We start from the raw sequence: 26,360 nt of genomic DNA, 5'->3' as shown, positions 1-26,360 counted from the left end.
GCACGGAATGTCGGTTAAACGAGGCCCAGGTCCACCGGCGGCATTTCCGGAAAAACCGCTGCCACCTGCCGGGCGCTGAGACCATAGAGCCGCGCGAAAATGCCGCCGAGCATCGCCCGGTAATCCGTCAGGACCGGAAAATCGCGCTGTTGGTTGAGCGTGTCGGCCGAAACGCGCACTTGCGGGCCGACCATGCGTCCGCCCCGCACATTGCCGCCCAGCACCCAATAGGTGCTGCCATGCCCGTGATCGGTGCCCTTGTTGCCGTTTTCGCGAAAGGTGCGGCCGAATTCGGAAATGACGATCACCGTGGTATTGGTCCATTGCGGCCCGCTGGCCTCAGCGAAAGCGGCCAGGCCCCGCCCCAGATCGCCGATCCGGTTGGCCAGTGCGCCATCGGCCGCGCCCTGGTTGGTGTGCGTGTCCCACCCGCCGACATCGAGGAACGCGAGGTTGAAGCGGTCCAGCATTAGCGCGGCGATGCGCCGGGCCTGCGCCTCGAAGCCGCGCGGGTTGATCGCTCCGCGACTGGCCTTGGCCATTTCGTCCTGCAACGCGCCATAGGCGTCTTCGCGCACGCTGAACCCTTCGGTCACCGCGACTTGCGGGGCCAGGGCCTGTGCCGTTGGCGTGGCATACATCGCCTCGATCAGCTTTTGCTGCCGCGCGTCGAAGCTGGGCTTGGTGACGGTGTTCACCGCCAGGTTCGGCACTTGGAGACTGGCCGAGTGGAACGCGATGGGCACCTGGTTGCTAAACGCGATCGGATGGCATCCTGCTACCGTGGCCGCAAGCCGCCCGAGAAAGCCCGAACGATAGTCCCGGCTGCCCGCAAGGGGCTGGCCAAGCTCGATGGTATCCTGCGTCTCGAAGTGGCTGCGGCTCATGTCGTCGGTGCCGGCGAAGGGTACGAACGCCAGCTGGCGCTTCTGCCAGAGCGGGTAGAGGCTCTCCGCCAGTGCGGGATGCAGGCCCCAGTCGCCATCGAGCGGCAGTGCGGCCTTGGGATTGGCCGGATCGGGACGGGCGATCGCGATCGTGGGTCGCGCGGCGTAGTAGAAATCGCTCGACACGGGAACGACGATATTGGCGGCATCGTAAGCGCCGCGCAGAAACACCACGAGCAGGCGTTGCGATCCCAGCGCGGGCACCGCCAGAACGCGCGAACTGGCTGCGAGCGCTCCGCCGGCCAGACCGGCAGCGAGCAACGCGCGGCGGGAGAACGGGAATGCGGTCATGGTGCTATCTCCCCATGAAGTCGGGCGAGGCAAGGAACAGGATATTCCATTCCTGCGGGCTGGCGGCCTGATCCAGCGCGGTACGCGTGGCTGGCGACAACTGCTTGTCCAGCCCGCCGTAATAAAGCGCGCCCTGCAGCACCGGAAAGGCCTGGCGCGGGGCGCTCGACGGCGCCTCGCCCTTGAACAGCCCGGCGGAGCCGTTGCCGATCGCCTGCGCGATCTCGAACCGTTGTTCGATCTGCCCCGGGCCGTTCCACGCGGTACGTTCCAGCGGATAGCCGTCCGGGGTGAGATGACCGTAGAAGGGTTGGCCCAGCCGGTTCAGCCAGTTCACGATCGGCTGCGTATTGGCGATCAACCGGTCGTCGTAGGCCATCCGCACCGCCGAGAGCACGAAGTGCTGCGGGTCCTTTAGCAGCGGTCGGGATAGCGAGGCCTGAAATTCGGGGCTGTGGAACAGCAGGTCCAGCACCGCCGCGATGTCGCCCCCGCTTTGCGCCCAGCGCGCCGCCATCCGCTCGATCAGCGCCGGGGGAGGGTTGTCGGCGACGAAATACTGCGCCAGCTGGCGCGAGACATGCCGGGCGGTGGCGGGCTGGGCGCACAGGATATCGAGCGCCTGGCGCACCTCGTCATAGCCCGATCCCTTGATGACATGGCCGAGGAAGACCTTGTCGCCCATGTCGTGGCGGCCGGGATAGAAGGCGAACATTCCATCGCGGATCGCCGCGGGGTTGGTGGGGCTCGGTCGCTCCGGCCGTTCGGGGTTGACGATGCCCACCCCGGTCAGAATGCGCGCGAGTTCCTGCACGTCCTTCTGGGTATAGCCCGAGCCCACGCCCATGGTGTGCAGTTCCATGATTTCGCGCGCGTAGTTCTCGTTGATGCGGCCCTTGGCGTTCTGGGCGTTGTCGAGATATTGCAGCATGGCCGGGGAGCGCAGCGTCGCCTCCAGCAGATCGCGGAAGCGCCCAAGGGCGTGCGGGCGGATGGCCTGATCCTCGTAATCCCGCACGAACAGCCGGATTTCAGCCTTGTCGGTATAGACGTTGAAGTGGTTGAGCCAGAACGCGGTGAGCTGCTCGCGCAGCTGATTGGGCGAATAGAGCGCTCGCAGAATCAGCCTAGTCTGGTCCTGCTTTAAGGCCTCGCCGAGAAAGTCGCGGCGTACGTCCTGCGGGGTGGGCGCAGGCGGTGTCGCCGCGGCACCCAATGGCCCGGCCTGCATCGGGTTCGGAGCGGCCGGACCGTCGGAGGCAACGCCTTGACCCGGCGGCGACATTGTCGCCTGCGCCGCCTTCGCCGCTGTTACCTGTTCGCGGAAATCGCGCACCAGAGCGACGGTGCTTTGGCCGCGCATCGGCAAGGCATCGACCATGGCCTGGGCTGCGGGGGGCAATCGTTCTGAAGCGGGTGGATGCAGCTCCGCCTGCAACCAGGCTTCCGCACCCATCGCCCGCATGCGCTGCACTTCGGCTGAGGTTGCCCCCCAGGTCAGCCGGTTGACCAGGGCCAGGTCGAAATCGGGGGACGGCTTGTCCTCGGCGAGCGCCGGTCTTGCGACCAGCGCCAGGGCAAGGGCGGCCAAATTCTGTCCGAGCAGCGAGCGACGCATCGGGTGGCTCCGTTCCGTATCGTCACGGTTCCATGATCCGTGCGCCCTTGCGCGGAGATGAATAGTGCGGAACGGTCATACCGATGACCGATATTTCATCAAATAGATAATATATTACAATTTGTTACCGCAGCATCTTGAGGTCCGGTCGCCGGTGGGCTAACCGGCTCCGCAGCGACGGAACCGGCTTGTCCGATCACTTGCGCGGTTCGGGCGCGGGGGTGAACAGCAGGTCTTTGTAGTCGAAGCTGAAATCGGCAATCGGCGAGACTGGCTTCGCGGAAATGGACGATACCTTGCCGTCGGCATCGAGCTGGAAGGTGAGATAGGCCTTTTCGATCCCCGGATCGTCGAACTGGGCGATGAACGTATCGTACTGGTAGTGGACGAGGCGCCCGCTCATACCGGCCGTGGGCACGAAGCTGACCGTCAGCCCCTTGGCGTCCGAACCCACCGCGAGCTTGCCATACCAGGGATCGCTGTAGGTCCCGGCATAGCGATCGAGCGGCAGCGAAGGGCCAACCTGCGCCGGCGTGGCCGCCGCCTGCTTCATCGCCGCAACGGCATCGACGATGCGCTTGGCGCGATAGTCGTGGAAGCGCTGCGGCCAGTCCTGCCGGGGCAGGCCCAGGTAATGATCGATCAGTTCGTACATCAGCCCGTGGCGCGGCTCGCTCTCCTCGGCATTCACCTCGATGGCAAAGCCGACGTTCTTTTCGGGAATGAGGCACACGATCGAGGTGAAGCCGAGCAGCCCGCCGGCGTGCCAGACGATGCGCGTGCCGTGGTAGTCACGCACTTCCCAGCCCAGCGCATAGGCATCGAACGTCGGCGTGGTCGCCGCGATCGGTTGGGGCGCCGGGGTGATCGGGATCGGCGTGACCGGCGACCACATCTCCTTGCCGGCCGCCGCGCTGAACAGGCGGCCGCCTTCGGGCAGCGCGCCGCCGGCGAGCTGGATCTGCAACCAGCGCGCCATGTCGTTGGCGCTCATCGCGATCAGGCCCGCCGGGGCCATCGCCCGACCCAGCTGGTCGCGCTCGTCGAGCACCACTTGCGGGCCATCGCCGCGCACCATGCCGACCCGGCCATGCGGCTGCGCGCGATTGGGCGCGGAGGTCTGCGTCCTGAAGTCGGCCGCCGCATCGCGCATCCCGGCCGGCGCGAAGATATGCGCCTTCATGTAATCTTCCCAGGTCTGCCCACTGACGCGCTCGATCAGCAGCCCCGCCACGCCGTAGAGGATGTTGTCGTAGGCATAGCCGCTGCGAAAGCTCGTTGCCGGCTTGATGTAGCGCAGCCGGCGCATCAGGTCGTCGCGCGAGATCGCGCCGCGCGGCACGGTGAGCAGGTCTCCCGCTCCCAGCCCCAGCCCGCTGCGATGCACCAGAAGGTCGCGGATCGTCATCTCGCGCGTGACCCAGGCGTCAAACATCTGGAAATCGGGGATGTGGTCGATGACCTTGTCGTCCCAGCCGATCTTGCCGGCATCGACCAGCGTGGCGAGCGCGGCGGCGGTCAGGGCCTTGCCGGTCGAACCGATCATGAAAATCGTGTCCGCGTCCACTTTCGCGGGCGCGCCAAGCCGGCGTTCGCCATAACCCCTGGCGAGCACGACCTTGCCGTTCTCGACGATGGCGACGGCCATGCCCGGCGTGCCCGAGGACTGGCGGATTGCCTCGATCCGCGCGTCGATGTCTGCCGGTGGCGCGGCAAGGGCAGCGTGGGGAACGGAAGCGGCAAGGCAAAGCCCTGCCAGCAGGGACAGACGTTTCATCGGGCTTCTCCTGGGGCGAGCTGGCCATTGCGGAACCGCCAGAGACCGATCGTCAGCAGCGGCAGGATGTAAAGGGCAAGGAGCACGAAGGCGAGCGCGCGATAGCCGTTGGCAATCAGCGCGATCAGTCCGACGCGGTCGGCCACCACCATGCACAGGACCAGCAGCGCGATCGTGATCGCGGCCCGCCACGGCACCGTCGGCGGGGCGCCGCGGTTGTGCCGCCAGGCTGCGGCGATGCGCTCGTTGATCGCATGGACGGCACCCGTGCCGCTTTCGAGCAGCGCGGAGAAGATCATCAGCTGGAACAGCACATGGAACAGGGGCTGGCCAAGCTGGCGCAGCAGAAAGTCCGAAGGCAGCGCCTCGCCGGCGATGCCGGGCAGGAAGGCGGCCATGCACACGAAGAACATCAACGCGGGCAGCATCGCCAGCGGCCCGGCGATCGCCCCGGCAATCACCGCGTCGCGGTTGCTGGCGAGGTGGCGGGTGACCGGCAGGATCACGATCGCGCCGATGATGTTGTAGCTGGCATATGTCAGCCCGCCCCCGAACCAATCGGCAAACCAGCCGTGACCGGCCGGCGCGCCTTGGGCAAAGGCGGCGGCGATGCGGTCTCCGAAGCTCGACAGCGCGAGGACGAGGAACACCGCATAGACGCCGTAGAGCAGCACCGAAACCCAGGTGAACAGCCGCTCGACCGCCGTGTTGCCGAAGGCGGCGAAGCCGGCGATGCCGGCCATCAGCGCAACCGTGCCGGCCATCGGCGGTAGGCCGGTGGTGTGAACGATCTCGCCCGCCGCCGCGCCGAACACAGCGAGCAGCAGCATCACGAACAGCGCATAGGCGATCTCGAACAGGATCCAGCCACGGCCCAGCAGCACTTTGAAGAAGGCGCGATAATCGCGCGCCCGCGCCGCACGGGCGACAAGGAAGGTCGCCACGCAGACCGCGCTCCAGATCGCCGTTGCCAGCGCGATCGCGGCGATCCCGCCCCAGGCGCCGGCCGGCAGGAAGAACTCGGCGATCTCGCGCCCGGTGGCATAGCCGCCGCCGATCACGACGGCCTTGAACGATAGCCCCGGCAGGAGGAGCCGCTTGAACCAGCTCTCCGGAGCGGCTTGGCTCATCCGGTGCAGGCGTCGAGCAGGCGCTCGAACGCCATGCCGCCGCGGATCGGATCGGCAACGGGCAGGCCTAGACGCGCGGCCACGGCGGCGATTTCCGCTGCCGCCGCGTCCTCGCTCATGCCCGCAGTGTTGAGGCTGACACCGGCGCAGCGGATCGCCGGATTGGTCAGCCGGCCCAGCGCGATCGTCTGCGCGATGACATCCTCGATCGCCGGAACGGCATAGTCGGGCATGCCGAGGATGCGTTCGCGACCAGGCTGGTGGCAGACGACGAAGAGATCGGGTTGGCTGCCGTGAAGCAGGCCGAGCGATACTGCCGCATAGGCGGGGTGATAGAGCGAACCCTGGCCCTCGATGACGTCGATATGCGCCGGATCGGCCGCGGGAGTCAGCGCCTCGGCGGCACCGGCGACGAAATCGGCCACGACCGCGTCGATCGGGATACCCGATCCCGCGATCATGATCCCGGTCTGCCCGGTCGCCCGGAACGTGGCATCCAGCCCGCGCTCCTGCAGCCCCCGGGCGATGGCCAGCGCCGTGTATTTCTTGCCGAGCGCGCAATCAGTGCCAACGGTCAGCAGGCGCCTGCCCGAACGCTTGCGGCCGGTCGCCACACTAACGCCCTCTGGCGGGGTGCGGACATCGACGAGCCGGCGGCCGTTGTTTTCGGCCAGGCTGCGCAGTTCGGGAATGGCGTTCAGCTTCACATGCATGCCGGCGACGATGTCGAGCCCGGCATCCAGCGCGGCGAGCAAGCTCGGCACCCAGTGCGGCGGGATTGCCCCGCCGGGACTGGCGACGCCGATCAGCAATGCACGGGCGCCACGGGCATAGGCCTGCTCCAGCTCGAGCCGTGGAAGGCCGGTGGATACTGCCGCACCCGGCAGCACGAATTCCCCGACGCAGCGGTCTGGCGCCCAGTCACGCAATCCGAACGCGGTCTTGGCAAATCCCGGTTCGGTCGTGTCACCGAGAAAGAGCAGGTAAGGGCCGGGCAGCGTCAGGCTGCCCGACGCCTTGGCGGCCGGTTCGGCGGCCAGTGGAAAATCAGTATTGAGCACTGAGCGAAAGTCCGAATGTGCGCGGGCGGATAACGCCGGTGATGATCGCCCCGCCCGGGTTCAATGGCAAGCCATTCGCGGTCAGCGCGCCGGTCGAGGTCTTGCCTTCCGCATCGGTCAGGTTGCGGACGTAGGCCTCGATGCCGAACTTACCGAAATCCAGGCCCGCGCGCAGATCGACGGTGGCGTAGGAAGGAAGCTGGCGCTGCCGGCCGTTGGCGGCGCGGAAGGCGGCGTCGAAGCTGCCGCTCTGCTTGGAGAGATAGCGCAGCGAACCGCCGATGAAGGCCTTGGTGGTTCCGCCCAGATCCCAGTCGTAATCGCTGTTGAGCGAGATGGCATACTTCGGCGTGAACGGCAGTTGATCACCCTTGCGGCCGCCCACCAGCGCCGGCGCGTCCGCCTTCAGCTTGGCGTCGGTATAGGCGCCGTTGAACGAAACCACGAAGCCCTTGGTCGGCCGCATGGTCAGGGTGAATTCGGCGCCCTGGCTTTTTGCGCCGGCGCCATTGATGTTCACGCCGAAGCCGTTGACCACCGTCAGGAGCTGGATCTTGTCCCAGTCGATATGGAACACCGCCAGGTCCAGCCCGAGGCTGCGATCCGCCGTCTCGCCCTTGAAGCCTACTTCGTAGCTGACGGCCGTGTCCGGATCGAAGCTGGACGGCGTTCCCGCTGGGGCGTTCGGCGCGATCACGTTGGGGCCGCCCGGACGATAGCCCTTGGCGACGCGGGCATAGAGCGTCGCGCGCTCGCTGATCTTGAACTTGGGCGCCACCGAATAGGTGAAGACGTTGTCGGACGAGCGCAGGTTGCTGTTGACCGGCACATTGCCGGCAAGGACGCCGCTCGCCGCCTGGCTGGCGACCTGCTTGTTGTGGCTATAGCGCCCGCCGAAATCGATATCGAACATGGTGCCGAGATGCAGGGTCAGGTTGGCGAAGCCCGCATATTCCTTGTACTTGGATTGCAGGTCGACATGGCCCAGCACGAAGGGGAAGACGATCGGCGTCGTCGTGCCCGGCGTATAGGCGGTGTAGTCCTGCAGCAGCAGGCCCTTTTCATCGTTGTAATAGCCGCCGATCAACCAATCGAGGCTGTTCCCGACCGCACCGGCGAGCCGCAATTCCTGCGTCCACTTGCGCGTGTTGACCTTCTGGTTGAGCACGAAATCGTTGGCCGGCGCGCCCAGCAATGCCTGCACGATGCCGCTGAGATTGAACGTCGCGTCGTCGCGGAAGGTCTGCTTCTGCGTCGCGTAGCTGGTCGCGCTGGTCAGGGTGGCGAAACCGAGGTCGGCGGTGATCGTGCCGCTGTAGACCCGATAATTGACATTGGTGAATTCGGGCGAGAACTGCGACTGGGTGGGGCGGCCATAGAGCGTGCGCAGCGTGGCCGGATCGCTCTCCACCGACGAGTCCGCATTGGCGCGGATGTTCTGGAGATAGGCCGTTAGACGGACGTCGAACATCTCGTTCGGCTTGAACAGCAGCGAAGCGCGGCCGCCATAGACCTTGGAGTCGTTGATGTTGCTGGCGACGTCTGAGGTGACCGGGCTGGCGAACGACGTGCCCGATGTGCCGATGGAATCGATCCATCCGCCGTTCTTGTGGTAGAAGCCCGATGCGCGGAACGCGAGCGTCTCGCCCAGTGGCAGGTTGATCATGGCGTTGCCGTGGTACGACATCGCGCCGCCCTTGGTCGCCTCAGCCGCGCCGCGCACCGCGCCTTCGGTGGCGCCGAGCTTGGGCGCGTTGGTGACGTACTTGATCAGGCCGCCCAGCGTGGAGGCGCCATAGAGCGTGCCCTGCGGCCCGCGCAGCACTTCGACGCGCGCGATGTCGAAAGTATCGAAATCGCCGGCCAGCACCGCGCCGTTGGCGAGGGCCGTCGACGAGCCGAACGGCGTTTCGTCGACATAGACACCCACCGTCGAGGCGACGCCGCCGGTGTTGAGGCCACGCAGCACCAGACGGCCCGCGCCGGGTGTGGCCTGATTGAGCTGAAGGCCCGGGACGTGGTTGAGAAAGTCCTGGAAGTTGTTGGCCTGCGATCGTTCGAGGAGGTCGCCCGAAACCACCGAGATCGATTGCGGCACGTCGATCAGGGTCTGTTCTCGCTTCTGCGCGGTCACGACGATTTCATCGTCGCCGAACGTGCCCTTGTCGGAATCGGTCGCCGACTGCGCCAGGGCAGGGCCGGATGCGATGGCCGCCAGGCAAGCGGTCATCAGCAAGGTGGTGCGAGCTGGTCTCATGGTATTCCTCCCGAATTCGGGTCCGTTGGGACAAGGCGTGCCGGAAGGGCCCTATGTGAACCCCAAACCCGTCCGGAACGCCGCGTGACATTATTATCCTGATAAGGACGTTATTGTCTCAATAGGAAAACTGTCAATCCATTTCGGCCGATTTGTGCACATTCTGCGCTGTCCGTTGTTCGATCGTCTCTGTCGGGGCGCTCAGAAGGCGCAGGAGCAGGGCGGACAGGCAGGCCAGCCCGGCAAGGACGAGAAAGAACGGCGCGGGAGCGAGGCGGCTCCACAACGTGCCGACCATGCCGGCGCTGAGGCTGCCGGTGAAGGTGATGAAAAACCACGCCGCGACGGTGGTCGCGCCAAGGCTCAGGGGCGCCAGGCGCGCGAACAGGCCCAGACCGGTCGGCAGGATGAACAGTTCGCCGAAGGTGAAAATCAGGAAGAACGCGGCAAGCCACATCCAGTTGGCCCGCGCCGGTCCGGTCGTCCAGGCGATGGTGGCGAGCATCGCGTAGGCACCGGCGACGATCAATGCGCCCATCGCCATGCGGTGCAGCGGCGCGGTATCGCCCGCGGCTTCCGCCCGGCGGCGCCAGAAGTGGAGAAGGGGCGGGGTCAGCAGCATGACGAACAGCGGATTGAGCGACTGGAACCACGTCATCGGTATGGCAAGGCTGCCCGCGCTCCGATCGATCCCGCTGTCGGCCCACAGGGCAACGGTGTTGCCCACCTGTTCGTAGGCGGAGCGGAACAGCGTTACCGCCAGACCGATGCCGAGCAGGACGGCGGCCACTTTCGGATCGAATGCGAGCGGCCGCGTCTCGGTGGCGCGGGCGGGCTTGCGTTCGGGGGGCAGGTGGCGCTGGCCGGACAGGTAGATCACCAGCCCCAGTCCCATCCCGATCCCAGCCACGCCGAAACCGTAATGCCAGCCATAGACTTCGCCCAGCGTGCCGCAGATCAGCGGCGCCAGGAAGCCGCCGATGTTGATGCCGACGTAATAGACGTTGTACGCCCAGCCACGGCGTTGATCGTCGGGCTTGTAGAGATCGCCGACCTGGCTTGGCAGGCAGGGCAGAAACAGGCCGTTCCCGATCGCGATCGTGGCGAGCGCGGCATAGAACAGCGGCTCGAAGGTCATCATGAAGTGCCCGGCGCACATGATCGCGCCGCCCAGCACGATGGCGCGGCGCTTGCCGAGCAGCCGGTCGGCGATCAACCCGCCAAGGATCGGGGTGAAATAGGCGCCGGCGGTGTACGTGCCGTAGATGAACGACGCGTGCGCCTGGCCCAGCAGGAGCTGCTTGGTCATGTAATAGACCAGCAGCGCCCGCATGCCGTAGTACGAGAACTGCTCCCACATGTTGGTCAGGAACAAGACGGTCAGCCCGCGCGGCTGCCCGAACCAGGTCTGTTCCGGCATCATGCGGCGACGGGCGCGCCCGATCCCCACACGGCCGGGTCGGCGAAAATGTCGCCGTTGGCATAGGTGACGCCCGGCACCCGGTCGCGGGCGAGGAAGGTCGGTCCGTCGAGGTCGACGACGTCGCAAAGCTGGCCCAGCACGAAGCCCGGCGCCATCGCCAGGCTGGTGCCGACCATGTTGCCCACCATCACGTCGAGACCGAGCGCGCGCGCTTTTTCCGCCATGAGCAGGCCTTCGGTAAGCCCGCCGCACTTGTCGAGCTTGATGTTCACGACCTGATAGCGCCCGACGGCGCCCGGGATGTCCTCGAGCGAGAGAATGCTCTCGTCACCGGCGATCGGGATGGGCGAGGCGAGCCCCTCCAGATCGGCCTCGCGTCCGCGCGCCACCGGTTGTTCGAGCAGCGAAACCCCCTCGGCGACCAGCACTTCGATCAGCGGTCCGAGATCGGCCGCCGCAAAGCCCTGGTTCCCGTCCACTCCCAGCCAGACATCCGGCCGCGCGGCCCGGATGGCCCGTACCCGCGCGCTATCGAGGTCCAGATCGCCGGTGAGCTTGACCTTGATCGCGCGCGCTTCCGCATAGTTCACCGCGCCTTGCGCCATGACCGCGGGCGTATCCGCGCCGAGCGTGAAGGTTGTCCGCAAGGCCCGCGGGCTGGACTGCCCGGCAAGCTGCCACACCGGCACGCCCGCCCGGTTCGCTTCGAGTTCCCACAGCGCGCAATCCACCGCGTTGCGCGCGCCGCCCGGTGGCATGATCGCGCGCAGTTCCTCGCGCCCGATCCCGCTTTCGATAGCGGACCGCGCCGCCGCGATTCCGGCAAGCATATGCGGAACGTCATCGCCCAGGAAGAACACGCCGCCGCCTTCGCCGCGCCCGGTGTGATCGCCATCGTCCAGGGTTACGACAATCACCTCGGAGCATTCGAACACGTGGCCCGCAATGCGGAAGGGTTGCGCCAGCCGCAGCGTCTCGGTCGCGACCGTGAGCGTGAGGGCGGCCATCAGTAGGCCACCGTCATCGCCACCAGCCCGAAGGTGACCGCGAAGTAGAGCACCATCAGCGAGGCGAGCAGCAAAAGAACGGCCCACAGCTTGCTGAACCAGCCGCGTTTGCCCTTCCACGCTTGCCAGGCATTCCAGGCGGCGATCGGCACCGCGCCGAAGAACGCGATCAGGCCAAGGATCTGCAATACCCACAGCCAGGGATCGAGCCCGCCCGCCAGGAAACTGGCGCTTTCCAGCAGGAGCGAGAAGGCCACGACCCAGCCGATCAACACGGCAACGGATACGGCACTGACGACGCGCACCGCCCGGTATGCCTTGAGAGCACCGCGTTCGAGGCCAAAGGCCGCCTTGTAGCGCCGCCGCGTGAACCAGCCCCATGGCCAGGCGATGAGCGTCAGCACGAGTACGCCAAGGCTGGCGTAGAGCGCCGGCAGGATCCACGTGGTCGACCGGCTGGCGGGCACGCGATCGAACACTTCGAACGGGGAAAAGAAGTCCATCGACCAGCGGACGACCTTGCCGTCCACCACCTTGGCGGCCAGGCGATCATGGCCGAACTTGTCGCGCCAGAGGAAGGGCGCGATCTCGACCCATTCGCGCGGGCGGCCGTTCGGACCCTTCAGGCCGGGGATGACCAGCTCGCCCTTGTCATCGGTGGCGACCTTGAACTGGCCGAGCAGGTTCACCACGGAGAAATAGTTGGTCTGCCACCGGCGGCTCGCATCCCAGCTGCCCGCCATCATCTTCGCGTGTTCTTTCGCCGTTGCGGCATCGACACGTCCGTCGGCCGGGCCGGCATAGGGCAGGTAGCGATCGGCGAAATCCATGAACAGCGCGTTGCGCAGGTCGCCCGAAGCGCCCTGCCGCCCGCCGCTGTTGAACGAGACGTAGAAGCCGATCCCGTCCTTCATGAACAGGTGCAGCGAGGTGTGGAAGGCCTCGGTATCGCCCAGATGCCCGATGACCTCGCGCCCGTTGACGTTGGTTTCGAAGAACCCGAGTTCCATACGGTTGAGCGGCGGGACCAGCGAGAAGGGGTCCACCTTGGCGAGCGGGCTGTTGTGCATCATGTCCGCCGTTTCCGGTTTCAGGACGCGCTGGCCGTCGATCTCGCCCCGCTGCAGGTGGGCGATCATGAAGCGGCCCATGTCCGTGCCCGATGCGGACAGGGAACCCGCCGGCCACGGCCCCAGAATCTCGAAGCCCTCGGTCGGCTTGCCATCCTTGTAGCCAATCGACATGTCGGGCACGAGCCGCTGGGGCAAGGGCTGGCGCATCGACGACTGGCGCATCCCGATCGGACCCAGAACGTGCCTTTCGGTATAGGCGAAGAAGTCCTCGCCCGAGGTGCGTTGCACGATATAGCCGGCGAGGGCGGTGCCCCAGTTCGAATAGGCGGGGGTCGAACCGGGCGCGAAGATGCGCACGGGGATGGCGCGCTTCAGGTAATCCCCCAGCGGCATGTCCCACTTCTTGTCGTAGAAGATGATGCCCTTGCCGGTTTCCTCGAAGCCACCGGTATGCGTCATCAGCTGGCGCATCGTCACCGGCTTGCCCTGGTACGGCGGAATCCGGAAATCGAGATAGGCGTTGACGTCGCGGTCCAGGTCGATCTTGCCCTGTTCGACCTGCTGCATCACCGCGGTCCAGGTGACCAGCTTCGATACCGAGCCGGGCCGGAACAGCGTGCGTTCGGGATCCACCGGCTTGCGCGTGGCGACATCGGCATAGCCGAACCCGCGCGCGGTCAGGATCTTGCCGTCCTTGACCACGGTGACCACCGCGCCGGGAATATCCCCGCTGCGCAGCGCTTGCGGCATATAGCCATCGAGCCAGGTATCCACATCCGATTTGGTGAGCACGGCCGGCGCCGGCTGCGCCGTGGGTTGGGGTGCCGCGCCAGCGACAGTGGGAGAGGGGGCCTGTCCCTGGATCAACCCACCGCCGCACAGCAACAAAAGTCCGCCGACTATGGCCTTGCGCCATGTTCGCATGATCCTGAACTCCCTTGATGCTCACCGGGATTGCTCTGGCCACGCCAGACCAGTACAGTGTGCAAATGCTCCAATTGGGATTACTTTATCCTGATTGGAAAATCAGTCAACGAATAAGGATCGTCCGGATGTCCGCAGCTACTCCCACACTCGGCGCGCTGGTACGCGGATTGCGCAGCCGTAACGGGTGGACGCTCAAGCAAATGAGCGAGAAGGCGGGCATTCCGGTCTCCACCTTGTCGAAGGTCGAACACGATCGGCTTACGCTGACCTACGACAAGCTGCAGCAGATCAGCCAGCGGCTTGGCTTGCGGATGTCCGAACTGTTCGCCGAAAGCAGCCGCGAGGAAACGCCGGCCGCGCAGGTCACCGCCCGGCGCAGCAAAGGTCTCCTGAACGAAGCGCTGCGCGTCGAAACGCCCAATTACGACTACTATTATCTCTGCACCGAGCTGCGGCGGAAGCGCATGATCCCGGCGATCACCAAGATCCGTGCCAAGACGCTGGAACAGTTCGGCGATCTCGTGCGCCACGCGGGCGAAGAGTTCGTCTATGTGGTCAGTGGCAGCGTGGTGGTCGTGACGGAGTTCTATGACGCGATGGTGCTTAACGAGGGGGAATCGCTCTACATCGATTCCAGCATGGGCCATGCCTATCTCGCCGCGGAAGGCTGTGATGAGGCCGAGGTGCTTGGCGTGATGTCGAGTAGCGATGCCGAGCTGCTGGATTCCCTGCTCGACATTCACGAGGAACAGCTCGGTGGCGCGCCCGAGAAGCGGCAATCCCGCAAGGCCATGGCTTTGCCGCGCCTCTAGCCCGGCCTATTCATGAGACTGAGGTTCCGGGCTTGTTGGGTGGCGATGCGTTTTCGGTGATGTGATCCGGACGAGCGCCTCTGGCGGTGTTTTTCACCGCGGTGGGATCGATGGGCTTTTCGGGGTTAATGGAGGGGGGCTTGCGGTTCGGCGGCACGGCCGCGCGGGCTATGTAGGAGCAGGCCGAAGGTTGGTGGCGACGGCCTTGAACGTGGCGGCATCGGGGCATGCTGACGCGAAGGCGATGCGGATGCGCGTTGCGGATTCAATGACGCGGGCGGCGACCTTGAGCAACCGGAGGCGGATCGTTGCGAACTCGGCGACGGCAAGCGCGGCAGATTTTGGGATTTCTTGCTGGATCCGCCACAGGAGCCAGTAGGCGGCGGTGTGCAGAATGAGGCGCATCTGGTTGGCATTGGCCGAGCGGCACGAGGTGCGATCGCTGGCGAGCTGGGTCTTGTGCCGCTTGATCAGGTTTTCGGCCTGGCCGCGGGCACAGTAGAGCGTGTCGTAGATGTGCTCGGCCGAGCCTTGGGTCAGCGAAGTGACGACATAGCGGATGTCCATGCCCAGCGTGCTGGCCTCGATCCGGGCGACGACGCGGCGCTGGCCCTTCCAGCTTTTGGCGCCGTAGCGGGTCTCGGCATAGTTTCGCAGGATCACACGCTGCTCCTCGGCCCGCTTGACCGCGCAGGTATCGGCGACGGCGACGATGGCGGGATCGGCCCGCAGCGCAGCGTTGGTTGGCAGGCCGAACACGTAATCGATGCCGTACGCCTCGCAGAACGCCATGACCTCGGGGCGGCCATAGTGCCCGTCACCGCGGATGGTGAGGTGGGTATCGGGCCAGTGCCGGCGGATGTGACGCACCAGACGCCGGATGTGGCCAGCAGCTTCGGCGCCAGATGGCGTCTTGCCGGTGCGAAGCAGCATCGCCACCGGCCGGCCACTGGCGGTGTCGTAGACGTGGATCGGCAGGAAGCAGCGCTCGCCATGGTGCCCGTTCCAGAACGAGAGCTGCTGATAGCCGTGGACGACATCGCAGGTGTCATCGATATCCAACGTCACCGCCGCCGGCGAAGTGGGATAGCTGGCGCAGTAGATATCGATCATGGCGGCCATCAACTTCGCCAGTTCGCGCGTGGTCGGCGCGTTCTCCCAGCGGCTCATCGTGGGTTGGCTCGCAAGCCCGGCACCGGAGCCCGGCAGCTTGCCCAGCGCCAGGCGGAAGCCGGGATCGTCGCGAAGGGCGTCGAGATCGTCGGCATCCTCGTATCCGCAAGCGATCGCGAACACCCGGGCGCGCAGGATGTCGGGCAGCGCATGGATCACCCGGCCAGGGTCACGCGGGTCGGCTATGCAAGCGGCAAGCCGACGGCAGATGCCCATCGCGCGCTCAGCCTGTGCCAGTAGCAGGACGCCGCCGTCCGAGGTCAGCCGACCACCATCAAAGGCGGCTGTGACTTTCCGGCTGCGCACTGCTGGGAATCGGAATGGGTTTGCAGTATCGTCGGTCATGGCGGGGTGGCCTGTGGCATCTTCTGCCCTGCGGCAGGTTCGGCTTAGACACCCAGTTCCTAATTCAGATCAGAGGCTTATGCCACTCCCGCCAACCCTCTCGGCCCAACGCGGTGAATAAGCCGGGATAGAGGTTTCGGCCGCATGGAAACGGGCCTTGGCGCCGGTCCCGGAAGGCGTTCATGTTCTAGCTATTTAGAGAAGACACTATTTTCGCCAGATAGAGATGACACTGTCCGAGGCAGCAGGGGCTGTGCGGAACCCTTCGGGCTTGTGCAGCACAGCCCCTGCTGGTGCGCCGATCTCGGGGTGATGGCGCCCGGACCCACTGCGACAGCAGTGGGCTTTCTCAGCATGTCTCGAGGCGGTGAGCTGAGTCCGCCGGTTTGATCCGGCGAAGGGGAGGGCGTCCGCGTGGGCGCTTGATCGGGGTCCCGTCCGGCCCGATCGGGGCAGGAAACAGGTGCGTGGGTTGCGACCTTCGGCACGGCTCGTTGTTGTTTCGTTTCCTCGGCGTCAACTGCTCCTGCATCAGCCTGGCCATCAGCAGTGCCGCATCGAGGTGCTTGTTCTCGACAATCGCCGCCTGGTTCACTTGCCGGATCTTGTCGTGCATCCGGTAGGGGAGGGTATGGTCCCCGTGGCGGATCTCGAAAGAGCCATCGGGGTACTCGCAGACCTCGACCCGTTTGCCGACCAGTTCCTCGCTGATGGCGTTCGGCTCAAGCAGGAAGAGCGCCTTGTTGTAATGCAGCGCCAGCGCCTTCGACACCGTCCGCCATTCGCGCCAGACCAGTTCGGTGCGCAGGTCCTCGTGCGCCGCCAGGGGACGATGCAGGTCGCGCGGATCGAACGCCGGCTTTGCGAACCGGTGGTTGTGCCGCTCCATGTACCCCGGCAGGAACGCGTTCGCTTCAGCAATCGTCGCGATCCCCGCAAGCCGCATCGCCTTCACCAGGCGGTCCTGCAGCGTCAGGTTGGCCCGCTCGACCCGACCCTTGGCCTGAGGGGAATTGGCGCAGATGATTTCAATGTTGAGCGCCTCCATCGCCCGTCCAAAGTGGGTCATGCCATCGCCGTTGGCGCTGGCGCGGTTGTTGCGGAACACCGAGTGCTTGTCCGAGTAGAACGCCACCGGCTTGCCATGCCGCTCGATGTACTCGCGCGTCGCATCCATGTAGGCAAAGGCGTTCTCGCTCTCGACCATCTTCAGGTGCATTAGTTCGCTGGTGGCATCGTCGATATAGACCAGCAGCGTGCACTGCGGGCCGCGATCCTCGAACCACCAATGCTTCGAGCCATCGATCTGGATCAGCTCGCCGCGGCAGTCACGGCGATACCGAGGCTGATAAGGTCGTGGCCGCCGGGCATCGCGGTCCTTCCACAAGCCGGCCGCGATCATGATCTGGCGAAGCGTCTCGCACGCGACCGTGATGCCATGACGTTCGATCAGGTACTCACGTGCCAACGTCGGTCCGAAATCCGCGTAGTGCTCGCGCAAGATCGCAATGATCTGCTCGCGCATCGCATCGCTGTACCGCCGGTTACTCGGCCGGCCGCGCTTGCGCGAGACCAAGCCAGCGGCACCATCCGATCGCAACCGGTCCAGCAACCGGAATACCTGCCGGCGCCTCAATCCCAGCACCGCCGCTGCATCATCGACCCGCAGTTCGCCGCGCTCCACCCGCATCAACGTATCGAACCGCGAAAGCTCTTCATGGCTCATCGCCAACACCGTCATAAGCGCGTCCTCCCGACCGACGGGAGAACCATGCCACCTTTGCTCCGCAAACAACGCCAGACAGTGTCATCTCTATCTAGCGGAGGGGTGTCATTTCTATCTGGCGCTTACAGTTCATAACGGTGATAATAGAGATTATGTAAAATCTCCATCCGCGCGAGTGCGTGCCTGTCATTGCGCGATACGCTTGTATCCGCCATCGTTGCCGGCAACGGACGAAGGCCGCGCGGTTTGCGGTGGCCAGGATCCGCAGAAGTCCGGCCACCACGCCTGGAAAGCGAGAGGAAAACGCATGAAGACCGTGTTCGATGGCGTCACCATCACCAGGCAGGATGCCGTCGCGATCGTCAGCTTTTCGCGCCCGCCGCTCAACTATTTCGATGTCGATCTGATCAATGCGCTGGCCGATGCGCTGGAAGAAATCGATCGTACCGACGATCTGCGCGCGGTCCTGCTGCGTTCCGAAGGCAAGGTCTTCTGCGCCGGCGCGAGCTTTTCCGGCCGCGAAGGGTCTGGCCAGGGCGAACTGGCCGATCCGGGCGACCTCTATCGTCAGGCGGTCCGCTTGTTCCGGACGCGCAAACCCATCGTTGTCGCGGTTCAGGGCGCCGCCATTGGCGGAGGGCTTGGCCTCGCCATGGTGGGTGACTTCCGGATCGCCGCGGAAGACGCCCGGTTCGCGGGGAATTTCGTCAAGATCGGCATCCATCCCGGCTTCGGGCTGACCCATATCCTGCCGCGCGTGATCGGCCATCAGAACACCGCGAAGCTGTTCTACACCGGCCGCCGATACACCGGAGCCGAAGCCGCGGCCATGGGCCTGGTGGACGAGGTGGTGCCCGCCGAGCACCTGGCGCAAGCCGCCCTCGCCTTTGCCACCGAGATCGCCGAAGGCGCGCCTCTCGCGGTCGAAGCCACGCGCGCCACGCTGCGCCACGGGCTTGCCGATGCGGTGGCCGCGCAGACGGAACGGGAATGCCGCGAACAGATCGCGCTGTTCGCCAGCGCGGACTTCAAGGAAGGCGTACAGGCGGTCGCCGAACGCCGGCCGGGGCGCTGGCAGCGGCGTTAGGGGCCTGACCCCAAAGCCGCAGTGTCGGCGCTGTCCGGATTGCCTGTCTCAAGCGCGGGGCGGTGAAGCCGCTTCCCAGCCACCGCCCAGAGCGCGGAACACGTCCACTTGCGCGAAGGCCACAGCGCGCTTGGCCGCTGCGAGATCGGCGTCGGCGCTTGCGAGTGTGCGCTGCGCATCGAGCAGCGTCAGGAAATCGATCCGCCCTTCCCGCTGCCGCGCGACGCTGATCGCCGCCGCGCGGGCCGCCGCATCGCGCGCCGCTGTCAGGGTTTGTTCGCGTTCCAGCGCGTGGCTGTAGGATGCCAGCGCCCGCTCGGTTTCCTCCAGCGCGCGCAGCACGGTGCCATCGAATTGCGCCAGCGAGGCCGCGCTGTCGGCCTTGGCCGCCGCGATCCGCGCCCGCACCGGTTCCTGGTTGGGGAACGACCAGTTGATCAGCGGCCCCAGCAGCCAGCGGAACGGTCCGCCGGTGAACGGGTTCGCGCTGCCCAGCGCCGTCGCGCCGATCGATCCGCCCAGCGTGATCCGGGGATAGAGGTCGGCGGTGGCTACGCCCACACGCGCCGCATCGGCCGACAACCGCCGTTCCGCCGCCTTGACGTCGGGCCGGCGCGCCAGCAGCGCCGCGCCGTCGCCCACCGGGATCGGCTGCGCCAATGCAGGCGTGACCGTGCCGGCATTGGCGATCTCGGTCGGCAGCGCCTGCGGCGTCCGGCCGGTCAGCGTCGCCAGCCGGAACAGCGCGGCATCGCGGTCCGCCTGAAGCGCAGGAATCTGCGCCTGCTGCTGATCGCGCAGCGCGGTCACGCGGATCACGTCGAGCCGGTCCGACCGGCCCACCTCGAACCGTGCGGAGGTGATGCGGATCGACCGATCGAGCAGCGCGACGGTCTGCTGCGCCACGGCCAGCCGCTCGGCGGACGTGGTCACATCGAAATAGGCGCGCACCGTATCCGCGATCACCGCCACGCGCACGGCGGCGGCATCCGCTTCGGCGGCTTCCAGATCGCCGCGCGCGGCGGTGATCCCGCTTTTCACGCGGCCGAAGAGATCGACTTCGTAGGAGACATCGAGACCGCCATCGAACGTCCAGCTTTCGCGGTCCACGCCAACGGGCGTCTGCGCGGCGGCCGAGCGGCCATAGTCGGCCGAGGTGGTGACGCCGGTTTGCGGCAGCCTTTGCGAGCGCGCGCCGCGCAGCTGCGCCCGCGCCCGCTCGATCCGTGCCACGGCCACGCGCACGTCGGTATTCTGCGCCAGCGTATCCTCGACCAGGCGATCCAGCCGGGCATCATGATACAGCGTCCACCAGCGGTCCGCCGTCGCCGTCGTGCTGACGGTTGGCGAGGCGCTGCCCAGGAACGGCCCGGCGGCCGCCTGCGGCGCGGCGGGGGGCGTGTAGGCCGGCACCGTGGCGCAGGCGCTGAGCGCCGTGGCGCCCAGCAACAGGGGGAGAAGTTTCCGGATCATCATCGCAGTTCCTTATTCGGCCGGCTGCGGCGCATAGGCGGCAGCGGCGCGGCGGCCACGGCCCAGGCGTTCGCCCAGGCCCCGGCAGACCACGTAGAAAGTGGGCGTGAACAGCAGCCCGAACGCGGTGACCCCGGTCATGCCGAAGAATACCGCCGTGCCCAGCGCCTGCCGCAGTTCCGCCCCTGCCCCGCTCGCCACCACCAGCGGCACCGCGCCGAGGATGAAGGCGAAGCTCGTCATCAGGATCGGGCGCAGCCGCGCGCGGGCGGCGTGGACCGCCGCTTCCACGGGCGACAAGCCGCGTTCCTCTTCCGCCTGCTTGGCGAACTCGACCACCAGGATCGCGTTCTTGGCGGCCAGCGCGATCAGCACGACAAGGCCGATCTGGGTCAGGATGTTGTTGTCCATCCCCCGCAGGTTCACGCCCAGCATCGCCGCGAACAGGCACATCGGCACGATCAGGATGATCGCCAGCGGCAGCGTCAGGCTTTCATACTGCGCCGCGAGCACGAGGAAGACAAAGAACACGGCCATGGCGAAGACCACGCCGGCGGTATTCCCGGCGGTCTTCTGCTGAAAGGCGATGTCGGTCCATTCGCCGCCATAGCCGGCGGGCACGGTCGATGCGGCGAGCTTCTCCATCGTCGTCAGCGATTGCCCGGTCGAATAGCCCGGCGCGGTGCTGCCGTCGATTTCGACCGCCGGCATCAGGTTGTAACGGACCACGCGATAGGGTCCGGTCTTGTCGCGGAAGGTGGAGACCGATCCGATCGGCACCATCTGCCCGGAGTTCGAACGGGTCTTGAGGTTGGCGATGTCCGCCACCGAGCCGCGATGGTCCGCATCAGCCTGAGCCGTTACGCGATAAGTCCGCCCCAGAAGATTGAAATCGTTGACGAATGCGGAGCCGAGATAGACCTGCATCGCTTCGAACACCCGTTCGGGCGGCACGCCCAGCAGATCGGCCTTGCGGCGGTCGACATCCGCGAACACGCGCGGGGTGCCGACATCGAACAGCGTATAGACCTGGCTGAGGCCGGGCTTCTGATTGGCCTTGGCGATCACGTCGCCGGCCACCTTGTTCAGCGCGTCGTAGCCCCGGCCTTCGCGATCCTGCAGCATGTAGCGATAGCCGCCGGCCGCGCCGATGCCCTGGATGACCGGCGGCGGCACCAGCAGGATGCGCGCCTTGTCATAGCCTTCGACGGCCTTGCCCGCCTGCTCCATGATGCCGGCATAAGTCACGCCTTCCGCGCCGCGTTCGGCAAAGCTCTTGAACGGGAAGTAGATCGCGGCCGAATTGGGAGCGGACGTCTGCGACGGGCCGTGGAAGCCGGCGAACATCACCGCGCCGCGCAGGCCCTTGATCGGCAGGATCTTGGCCGCGACCTCGCGCGTCACCGCGTCGGTGCGCTCCAGCGAGGCTCCGGGGGGCAGTTGCACCACCGCCAGGAAGTAGCCCTGATCCTGCGCCGGAATGAACCCGCCGGGCGTCGCCCAGAACAGGCCGATCGTGGCGACGATCAGCGCGGCATAGGTCGCGAGCACCTTCTTGCGGCGGGCCAGCAGCCAGCGCGTGAGGCGGCCATAGCGATCGGACAGGCGATCGAAGCCGGCGTTGAAGCGATCGCCGGCTTGGGCCAGCACGCGCTTCCACTTGGGGGCGGTGGGATCGTCGGCGGCAGACCCGTGCTTGGGGCGCAGCAGCAGCGCGGCGGCGGCCGGAGACAGGGTCAGCGACAGCAGCAGCGAGATCACCGTCGCGGTAGAGATCGTCACGGCGAACTGCTGGTAGAACGCGCCCGAAATGCCGGTGATGAACAGCGTCGGCACGAACACGGCGCACAGCACCAGCACGATCGCGACCAGCGCGGCCGCGACCTCGTCCATCGAGGTGCGCGCGGCCTCCAGCGGGCTCATGCCGTGCTCGATGTTGCGTTCCACGTTCTCCACCACGACGATGGCATCGTCGACGACGATGCCGATCGCCAGGACGAGCCCGAACAGCGAGAGGGAATTGAGCGAATAGCCCACGGCGGCCAGCATCGTTGCCGTGCCGATCAGCGAGACCGGGATGGCGATGATCGGGATGACCGCCGCGCGCCAGTTCTGCAGGAACACCAGGATGACGATGACGACCAGGATCACCGCTTCGAACAGCGTGTGATAGACCGCGTCGATCGACTGGCTGATGAACTCGGTGGGGTTGTAGATCACGCTGTATTCCAGCCCCTTGGGGAACTGCTTGGACAGCGTGTCCATCTCCGCCTTGACCTTGTTGGCGGCATTCAGCGCGTTGGAGCCGGGGCGCTGCATCACCGCCACAACGACGGTGGGCTTGTTCGACAGGTAGGTGTTGATGCCATAGTCCTGCGCGCCAAGCTCCACGCGCGCCACATCACGCACGCGGACCTGATGGCCATCGGCGTCGCTGCGGATGACGACATCGGCGAACTGCTGCGGATCGGTGAGCCGGCCCTGCATCTCCACGCCGATCTGGAAGGCTTCACCACGATTGTAGGGCGGCTGGCCGATAGAACCGGAGGAAACCTGCACGTTCTGCGCGCGCAGCGCCGCGACGATCTCGCCAGCCGTCAGATTGAGTTCGGCCGCGCGACCGGGATCGATCCAGATCCGCATGGCATAGTCGCGCGCGCCGAAAAGCTGCACGTCGCCCACGCCGTCCAGCCGGGCCAGCCGGTCGCGCACTTGAGTCAGCGCATAGTTCGACAGGTAATCGCGGTCGAACGTGCCGTCGGGCGACTGAAGGTTGACCACCATCAGGAAGTTCGGCGTGGTCTTGCGCGTCACCACGCCCAGCCGCTGCACTTCCTCGGGCAGGCGCGGCGTCGCCACGGCGACGCGGTTCTGCACGAGCACCTGCGCGGCATCGAGATCGGTGCCGATCTTGAACGTGACGGTGATCGTAACCTTGCCGTCGCCGGTCGACTGGCTGCTCATGTAGAGCATGTTGTCGACGCCGTTGATCTCCTGCTCGATTGGCGCGGCCACGGTCTGGGCGACGGTTTCGGCGGAGGCGCCGGGGTACTGCGCCGCGACGGTCACCGTCGGCGGCACGATGTCGGGATACTGGCTGACGGGCAGGCCGATGAACGCCAGCGCGCCGACGACCGAGATGATCACCGCGATCACCGCCGCGAAGATCGGCCGGTCGATGAAGAAGCGCGAGAAACGCATGGAATGGGATTCCTGGGAAAGGAGAAACGGGGCGCGCGGATCAGCGGGCGAACGTCGCCTGCGACGCGGCCGGCGGCGGCGAGCCCCCGGCCTGTGCGGCGGGCGCTTTCGCGGCCTTGATCGGCGCGGCACGGGTCAGGACCTTGGTGCCCGTCGCGGCCGCCTGGGTGTTGGAAACGATCACCCGGTCGGTAGGCGCCAAGCCGGAACGGATCACGCGCAGGCCATCGACCACGGGGCCGAGTTCCACCGGCTTGGCCGCCACGACGCCGTCGGTTCCAGCCACCAGCACGACCTTGCGCGCCTGATCGGACTGGATCGCCTCGTCGGGGACCAGCAGGGCATCGACCTCACCCCCGTTCGACAGGCGCATGTTGCCGAACATGCCGGCGGTCAGGAACAGGTCCGGGTTGGACAGCACGGCGCGGCCGCGAATGGTGCCGGAGCGCGGATCGAGGCCGTTGTCGGTGAAATCGAGCCGGCCCTTCCAGCGGAAATCGCCTTCGTCCTGAAGGCGGATCTCCACCTCGCCGCCGCCCTTGCCTTCAGCGCGATCGCGCTGGGTCTTCAGGAACAGCGCTTCCGAGGCATCAAAGGTGAAGTAAATCGGATCGAGCGCGTTGATCGTGGTCAGCAGCGTGGCATTGGCCGCGTCCGCTCCCGAAACCAGGTTGCCGACATCGATCCGGCGGTCCGAAACCCGCCCGGTGATCGGTGCGCGCACCACGGTGAATTCCACGTTGAGCGCCAGCTGCCGCACCCGCGCGTCGGCGGCGGCCAGCGCGGCCTGCGCGGCCTGCAGCCGGGCGCGCAGCGAATCGACTTCGGCGGCGGAGACGGCCTCGTCGCCACTCAGGCGGCTGACGCGCCCGTAGTCGGCCTGCGCCAGCCGCAGGGCGCTGCGCGCGCTGGCGGCGTTGGCGCGCGCTTCGGCCAGCGCGGCCAGGAACGGGCGCTGGTCGATGGTGAACAGCGGCTGCCCCTTGCGCACGATATCGCCGTCATGGAAATGCAGCGCCACGATCTGCCCGGACACGCGCGGGCGGACTTCCACCGCCTGGCTGGGCGCGAAACGGCCGACGTAATCGTCCCACAGCACCACCTTGCGCACCAGCGGCACGGCAACGCCGACGGTCGGCTGCGGCATCACGGCGGCCTCGGCCTGAGGCCGGTCGAACGCCTTCCAGCCGGCACCACCCGCCAGCGCCAGCCCGATCGCGACCAGCGCAGCCGTCCGCCAGCGGCGGCGGGGGCGGCGTTCCTTGCCGGGCGCTTCCACGGGGATGGTCGGCATTTCGGCCTGGATGCGTGAGACCATGTTCATTGCAAGACTCCGTCATTGGCAGACGCGCCCGCGCAACGCCGGATGCGCCCTGCACCGGCTTGACGGACACGAAAATGGGAACGCCGTTCGCACGCGGGCGAAGCGGACGGGGCTGCGCGGCTCGCGCCACGCAAAGGATGCAGCCGGCTCCGGCACGTGGGCGGCATGCGCACGCGCTCGCGACGCCGGAACCGGCTGCGGGAGGAGCGGAAGGGCACGCCGACCGGGGTGAGATTCGGCGGGCGTCTTCCGCAGGGGCTGATGGGCACGCCCCGCCCCAGAGAGCGAAGTGTGCGGCTATTCTAGAAAATCGGGCTCAACAGATCGGTTGGACACAACCCCCTCCCGGATGCCTCTGCTTTATTCCATACCATGCGGTATATAATATGGAGCGATGGGGCGCCAACCGGAATTTTGTACCGATTAGTAGATTAAATGAGGGAATGCAAAAAGATTTGCTTTTCCAGCGGGTTGATCACCTATCGACCGGGCCACACAGCCAGCGTCATATCCACCAGTTGCGCCAGTTGCTCGGGCGTGGCGCCCGCGCCCGCCTGGACGCCCATGCCCTGCATCACGGCATTGAGATAGGCTGCCAGAGCTGCCGGATCGATGCTTTCGGGAAAGTCCCCTTCCGTCTTCGCGCGCTCCAACCGTTCCACCAACGCCTGTTCCGACGAGGCGCGGCGCGCGATCACTTCTTCCTTGATCGTATCGGCGTGAGTCGTGCAGGCCACCATGCTGATCACGCCGAGGCAAGCGCGCGGATCGGGCTCGCCCGTCTGCAGGGCCAGCGCGCCGCGCAGCAGCTTTTCCGCCACTGCCTTTGCCGTAGGCTCCTGAAGCGCGGATTTCACGTAGCAGAGCTTGTCCCGCTCGTAGAGATCGAGCGCCTTGCGGAACAACGCCTCCTTGTTGCCGAAGCAGGCGTAGAGGCTGGGCTTGGTAATGCCCATCGCCTCGGTCAGCTCGGCCATGGACGCGCCTTCGTATCCGCGCAGCCAGAACACCTGGAGCGCGGCGGCCAGCGCTTCTTCGGGATCGAACTCCCGGGGGCGGCCCCTGCCGGATTGAACTGCCATTTCCATACCGGGCGGTATATAGATACGGGAAGCGGTCTCGTCCAGAGGCCGGCCGAGATTCAGCGCAGAGACTCCTCGATCAGGAGACGGGCAATCTTGATGTCGGCCCGCAGCCAGACGTCGTATGTTTCGGGCCGCAGGATGACGGGCAGCGGGGCGGGCGTGCCCGAAGTCAGGATGGCAAAGCTTGGAATTTCGGAATCCCGCCATATGCCGGCCACGGCAAGCAGCGGCGCCGCGGGATCGGTGAACCAGCTATCGCCCTGGCGATAATGCGTCATGGGAACAAGGCAGCGAAACTGCGTGTGCCGCAGCGTGCCTATCCAGAACGGGCTGTCCAGGTTGCGGACGAAAGGGATCAGGTGTTCGCCGCGTGGAGGAGGCGGGACACCCCACTGACGCGGGACGAGGTGGCGCCCTTTCTCCCGGGTGGTCACGATCACCGGCGCGTAGCCGCCGGGTTCGACCATACCACCCTGCCAAACGTCTCCGTCGATATCGGCACCCAGATCCTTTGCGATCTGCTGCGCCGAAGCATCGATACGATAGGCCGGCGCCATCGCGGCTAGCCCAGCCTCAGTCCGAGTTCGGCAATCAGTTGCCCGGCCGTCAGTGCGACTATATCG

18 protein-coding genes are annotated in these 26,360 nt (G+C 66.3%); 2 read left to right on the top strand and 16 right to left on the bottom strand.

From position 1 onward, the window contains the following. Positions 1-14: 14 nt before the first annotated feature. From F1640_RS24275 to F1640_RS24235, 9 genes are all read right to left on the bottom strand, one after another. The gene (locus tag F1640_RS24275) at positions 15-1,238 is read right to left on the bottom strand and encodes a DUF1501 domain-containing protein (RefSeq protein WP_124809505.1); all 1,224 of its coding nucleotides are present in this window, start codon (positions 1,236-1,238) and stop codon (positions 15-17) included. 4 nt (positions 1,239-1,242) lie between these two features. Next, positions 1,243-2,856 carry a DUF1800 domain-containing protein gene (locus tag F1640_RS24270; RefSeq protein WP_124809503.1) on the bottom strand — a complete coding sequence of 538 codons (1,614 nt, stop codon included), beginning with the start codon at positions 2,854-2,856 and terminating at the stop codon, positions 1,243-1,245. A gap of 196 nt (positions 2,857-3,052) precedes the next feature. After that, positions 3,053-4,633: a serine hydrolase gene (locus F1640_RS24265; RefSeq protein ID WP_124809501.1), complete on the bottom strand. Its 1,581-nt coding sequence runs from the start codon at positions 4,631-4,633 to the stop codon at positions 3,053-3,055. Continuing rightward, positions 4,630-5,763: a hypothetical protein gene (locus F1640_RS24260; protein ID WP_124809499.1), complete on the bottom strand. Its 1,134-nt coding sequence runs from the start codon at positions 5,761-5,763 to the stop codon at positions 4,630-4,632. Before F1640_RS24260 ends, F1640_RS24265 begins: the two co-directional genes overlap by 4 nt. Further along, positions 5,760-6,824 (bottom strand): DUF1611 domain-containing protein, encoded by a 1,065-nt coding sequence (locus F1640_RS24255; protein ID WP_370449686.1) that lies wholly within the window; start codon positions 6,822-6,824, stop codon positions 5,760-5,762. The genes F1640_RS24260 and F1640_RS24255 overlap by 4 nt, the downstream gene beginning before the upstream one ends. Next, positions 6,811-9,081, bottom strand: a complete 2,271-nt coding sequence (locus F1640_RS24250) for a TonB-dependent receptor (RefSeq protein WP_194921996.1) — start codon at positions 9,079-9,081, stop codon at positions 6,811-6,813. The genes F1640_RS24255 and F1640_RS24250 overlap by 14 nt, the downstream gene beginning before the upstream one ends. A gap of 133 nt (positions 9,082-9,214) precedes the next feature. After that, positions 9,215-10,504, bottom strand: a complete 1,290-nt coding sequence (locus tag F1640_RS24245) for a peptide MFS transporter (protein ID WP_194921994.1) — start codon at positions 10,502-10,504, stop codon at positions 9,215-9,217. Then, positions 10,501-11,511 carry a dipeptide epimerase gene (locus F1640_RS24240; protein ID WP_194921992.1) on the bottom strand — a complete coding sequence of 337 codons (1,011 nt, stop codon included), beginning with the start codon at positions 11,509-11,511 and terminating at the stop codon, positions 10,501-10,503. The genes F1640_RS24245 and F1640_RS24240 overlap by 4 nt, the downstream gene beginning before the upstream one ends. Beyond that, positions 11,511-13,508: a serine hydrolase gene (locus tag F1640_RS24235; protein ID WP_194921991.1), complete on the bottom strand. Its 1,998-nt coding sequence runs from the start codon at positions 13,506-13,508 to the stop codon at positions 11,511-11,513. The genes F1640_RS24240 and F1640_RS24235 overlap by 1 nt, the downstream gene beginning before the upstream one ends. A gap of 128 nt (positions 13,509-13,636) precedes the next feature. Between F1640_RS24235 and F1640_RS24230 the strand changes: the two genes are divergently transcribed. After that, the gene (locus F1640_RS24230) at positions 13,637-14,323 is read left to right on the top strand and encodes a helix-turn-helix domain-containing protein (protein WP_194921990.1); all 687 of its coding nucleotides are present in this window, start codon (positions 13,637-13,639) and stop codon (positions 14,321-14,323) included. Positions 14,324-14,491: 168 nt separating this feature from the next. On the opposite strand, the gene F1640_RS24225 is transcribed toward F1640_RS24230, so the two are convergent. Next, complete coding sequence (locus tag F1640_RS24225) at positions 14,492-15,841, bottom strand: IS1380 family transposase (protein ID WP_194917264.1); 1,350 nt, start codon at positions 15,839-15,841, stop codon at positions 14,492-14,494. 349 nt (positions 15,842-16,190) lie between these two features. Next, positions 16,191-17,582: an ISNCY family transposase gene (locus F1640_RS24220; protein ID WP_194921989.1), complete on the bottom strand. Its 1,392-nt coding sequence runs from the start codon at positions 17,580-17,582 to the stop codon at positions 16,191-16,193. A gap of 292 nt (positions 17,583-17,874) precedes the next feature. Between F1640_RS24220 and F1640_RS24215 the strand changes: the two genes are divergently transcribed. Beyond that, the gene (locus F1640_RS24215; protein ID WP_124809487.1) at positions 17,875-18,654 is read left to right on the top strand and encodes an enoyl-CoA hydratase/isomerase family protein; all 780 of its coding nucleotides are present in this window, start codon (positions 17,875-17,877) and stop codon (positions 18,652-18,654) included. A gap of 48 nt (positions 18,655-18,702) precedes the next feature. On the opposite strand, the gene F1640_RS24210 is transcribed toward F1640_RS24215, so the two are convergent. The 5 genes from F1640_RS24210 to F1640_RS24190 form a co-directional block, all read right to left on the bottom strand. Further along, entirely contained in the window at positions 18,703-20,127 is a 1,425-nt protein-coding gene (locus tag F1640_RS24210; protein ID WP_124809545.1) for an efflux transporter outer membrane subunit, read from the bottom strand. Between the two features lie 12 nt (positions 20,128-20,139). Continuing rightward, a complete protein-coding gene (locus F1640_RS24205; RefSeq protein WP_194921988.1) occupies positions 20,140-23,328 on the bottom strand; it encodes an efflux RND transporter permease subunit in 3,189 nt (1,062 codons plus the stop codon). Between the two features lie 40 nt (positions 23,329-23,368). After that, positions 23,369-24,652, bottom strand: coding sequence for an efflux RND transporter periplasmic adaptor subunit (locus F1640_RS24200; RefSeq protein WP_124809485.1), 1,284 nt, complete (start codon positions 24,650-24,652; stop codon positions 23,369-23,371). 479 nt (positions 24,653-25,131) lie between these two features. Beyond that, positions 25,132-25,740, bottom strand: coding sequence for a TetR/AcrR family transcriptional regulator (locus F1640_RS24195; protein ID WP_124809484.1), 609 nt, complete (start codon positions 25,738-25,740; stop codon positions 25,132-25,134). Between the two features lie 53 nt (positions 25,741-25,793). Beyond that, complete coding sequence (locus F1640_RS24190; RefSeq protein WP_124809483.1) at positions 25,794-26,294, bottom strand: DUF159 family protein; 501 nt, start codon at positions 26,292-26,294, stop codon at positions 25,794-25,796. Between the last annotated feature and the right edge of the window lie 66 nt (positions 26,295-26,360).

The sequence above is a fragment of the Novosphingobium sp. NBM11 genome (assembly GCF_015390225.1).
GTDB lineage: Bacteria > Pseudomonadota > Alphaproteobacteria > Sphingomonadales > Sphingomonadaceae > Novosphingobium.
This window is presented reverse-complemented; position numbering and strand designations above follow the sequence as displayed.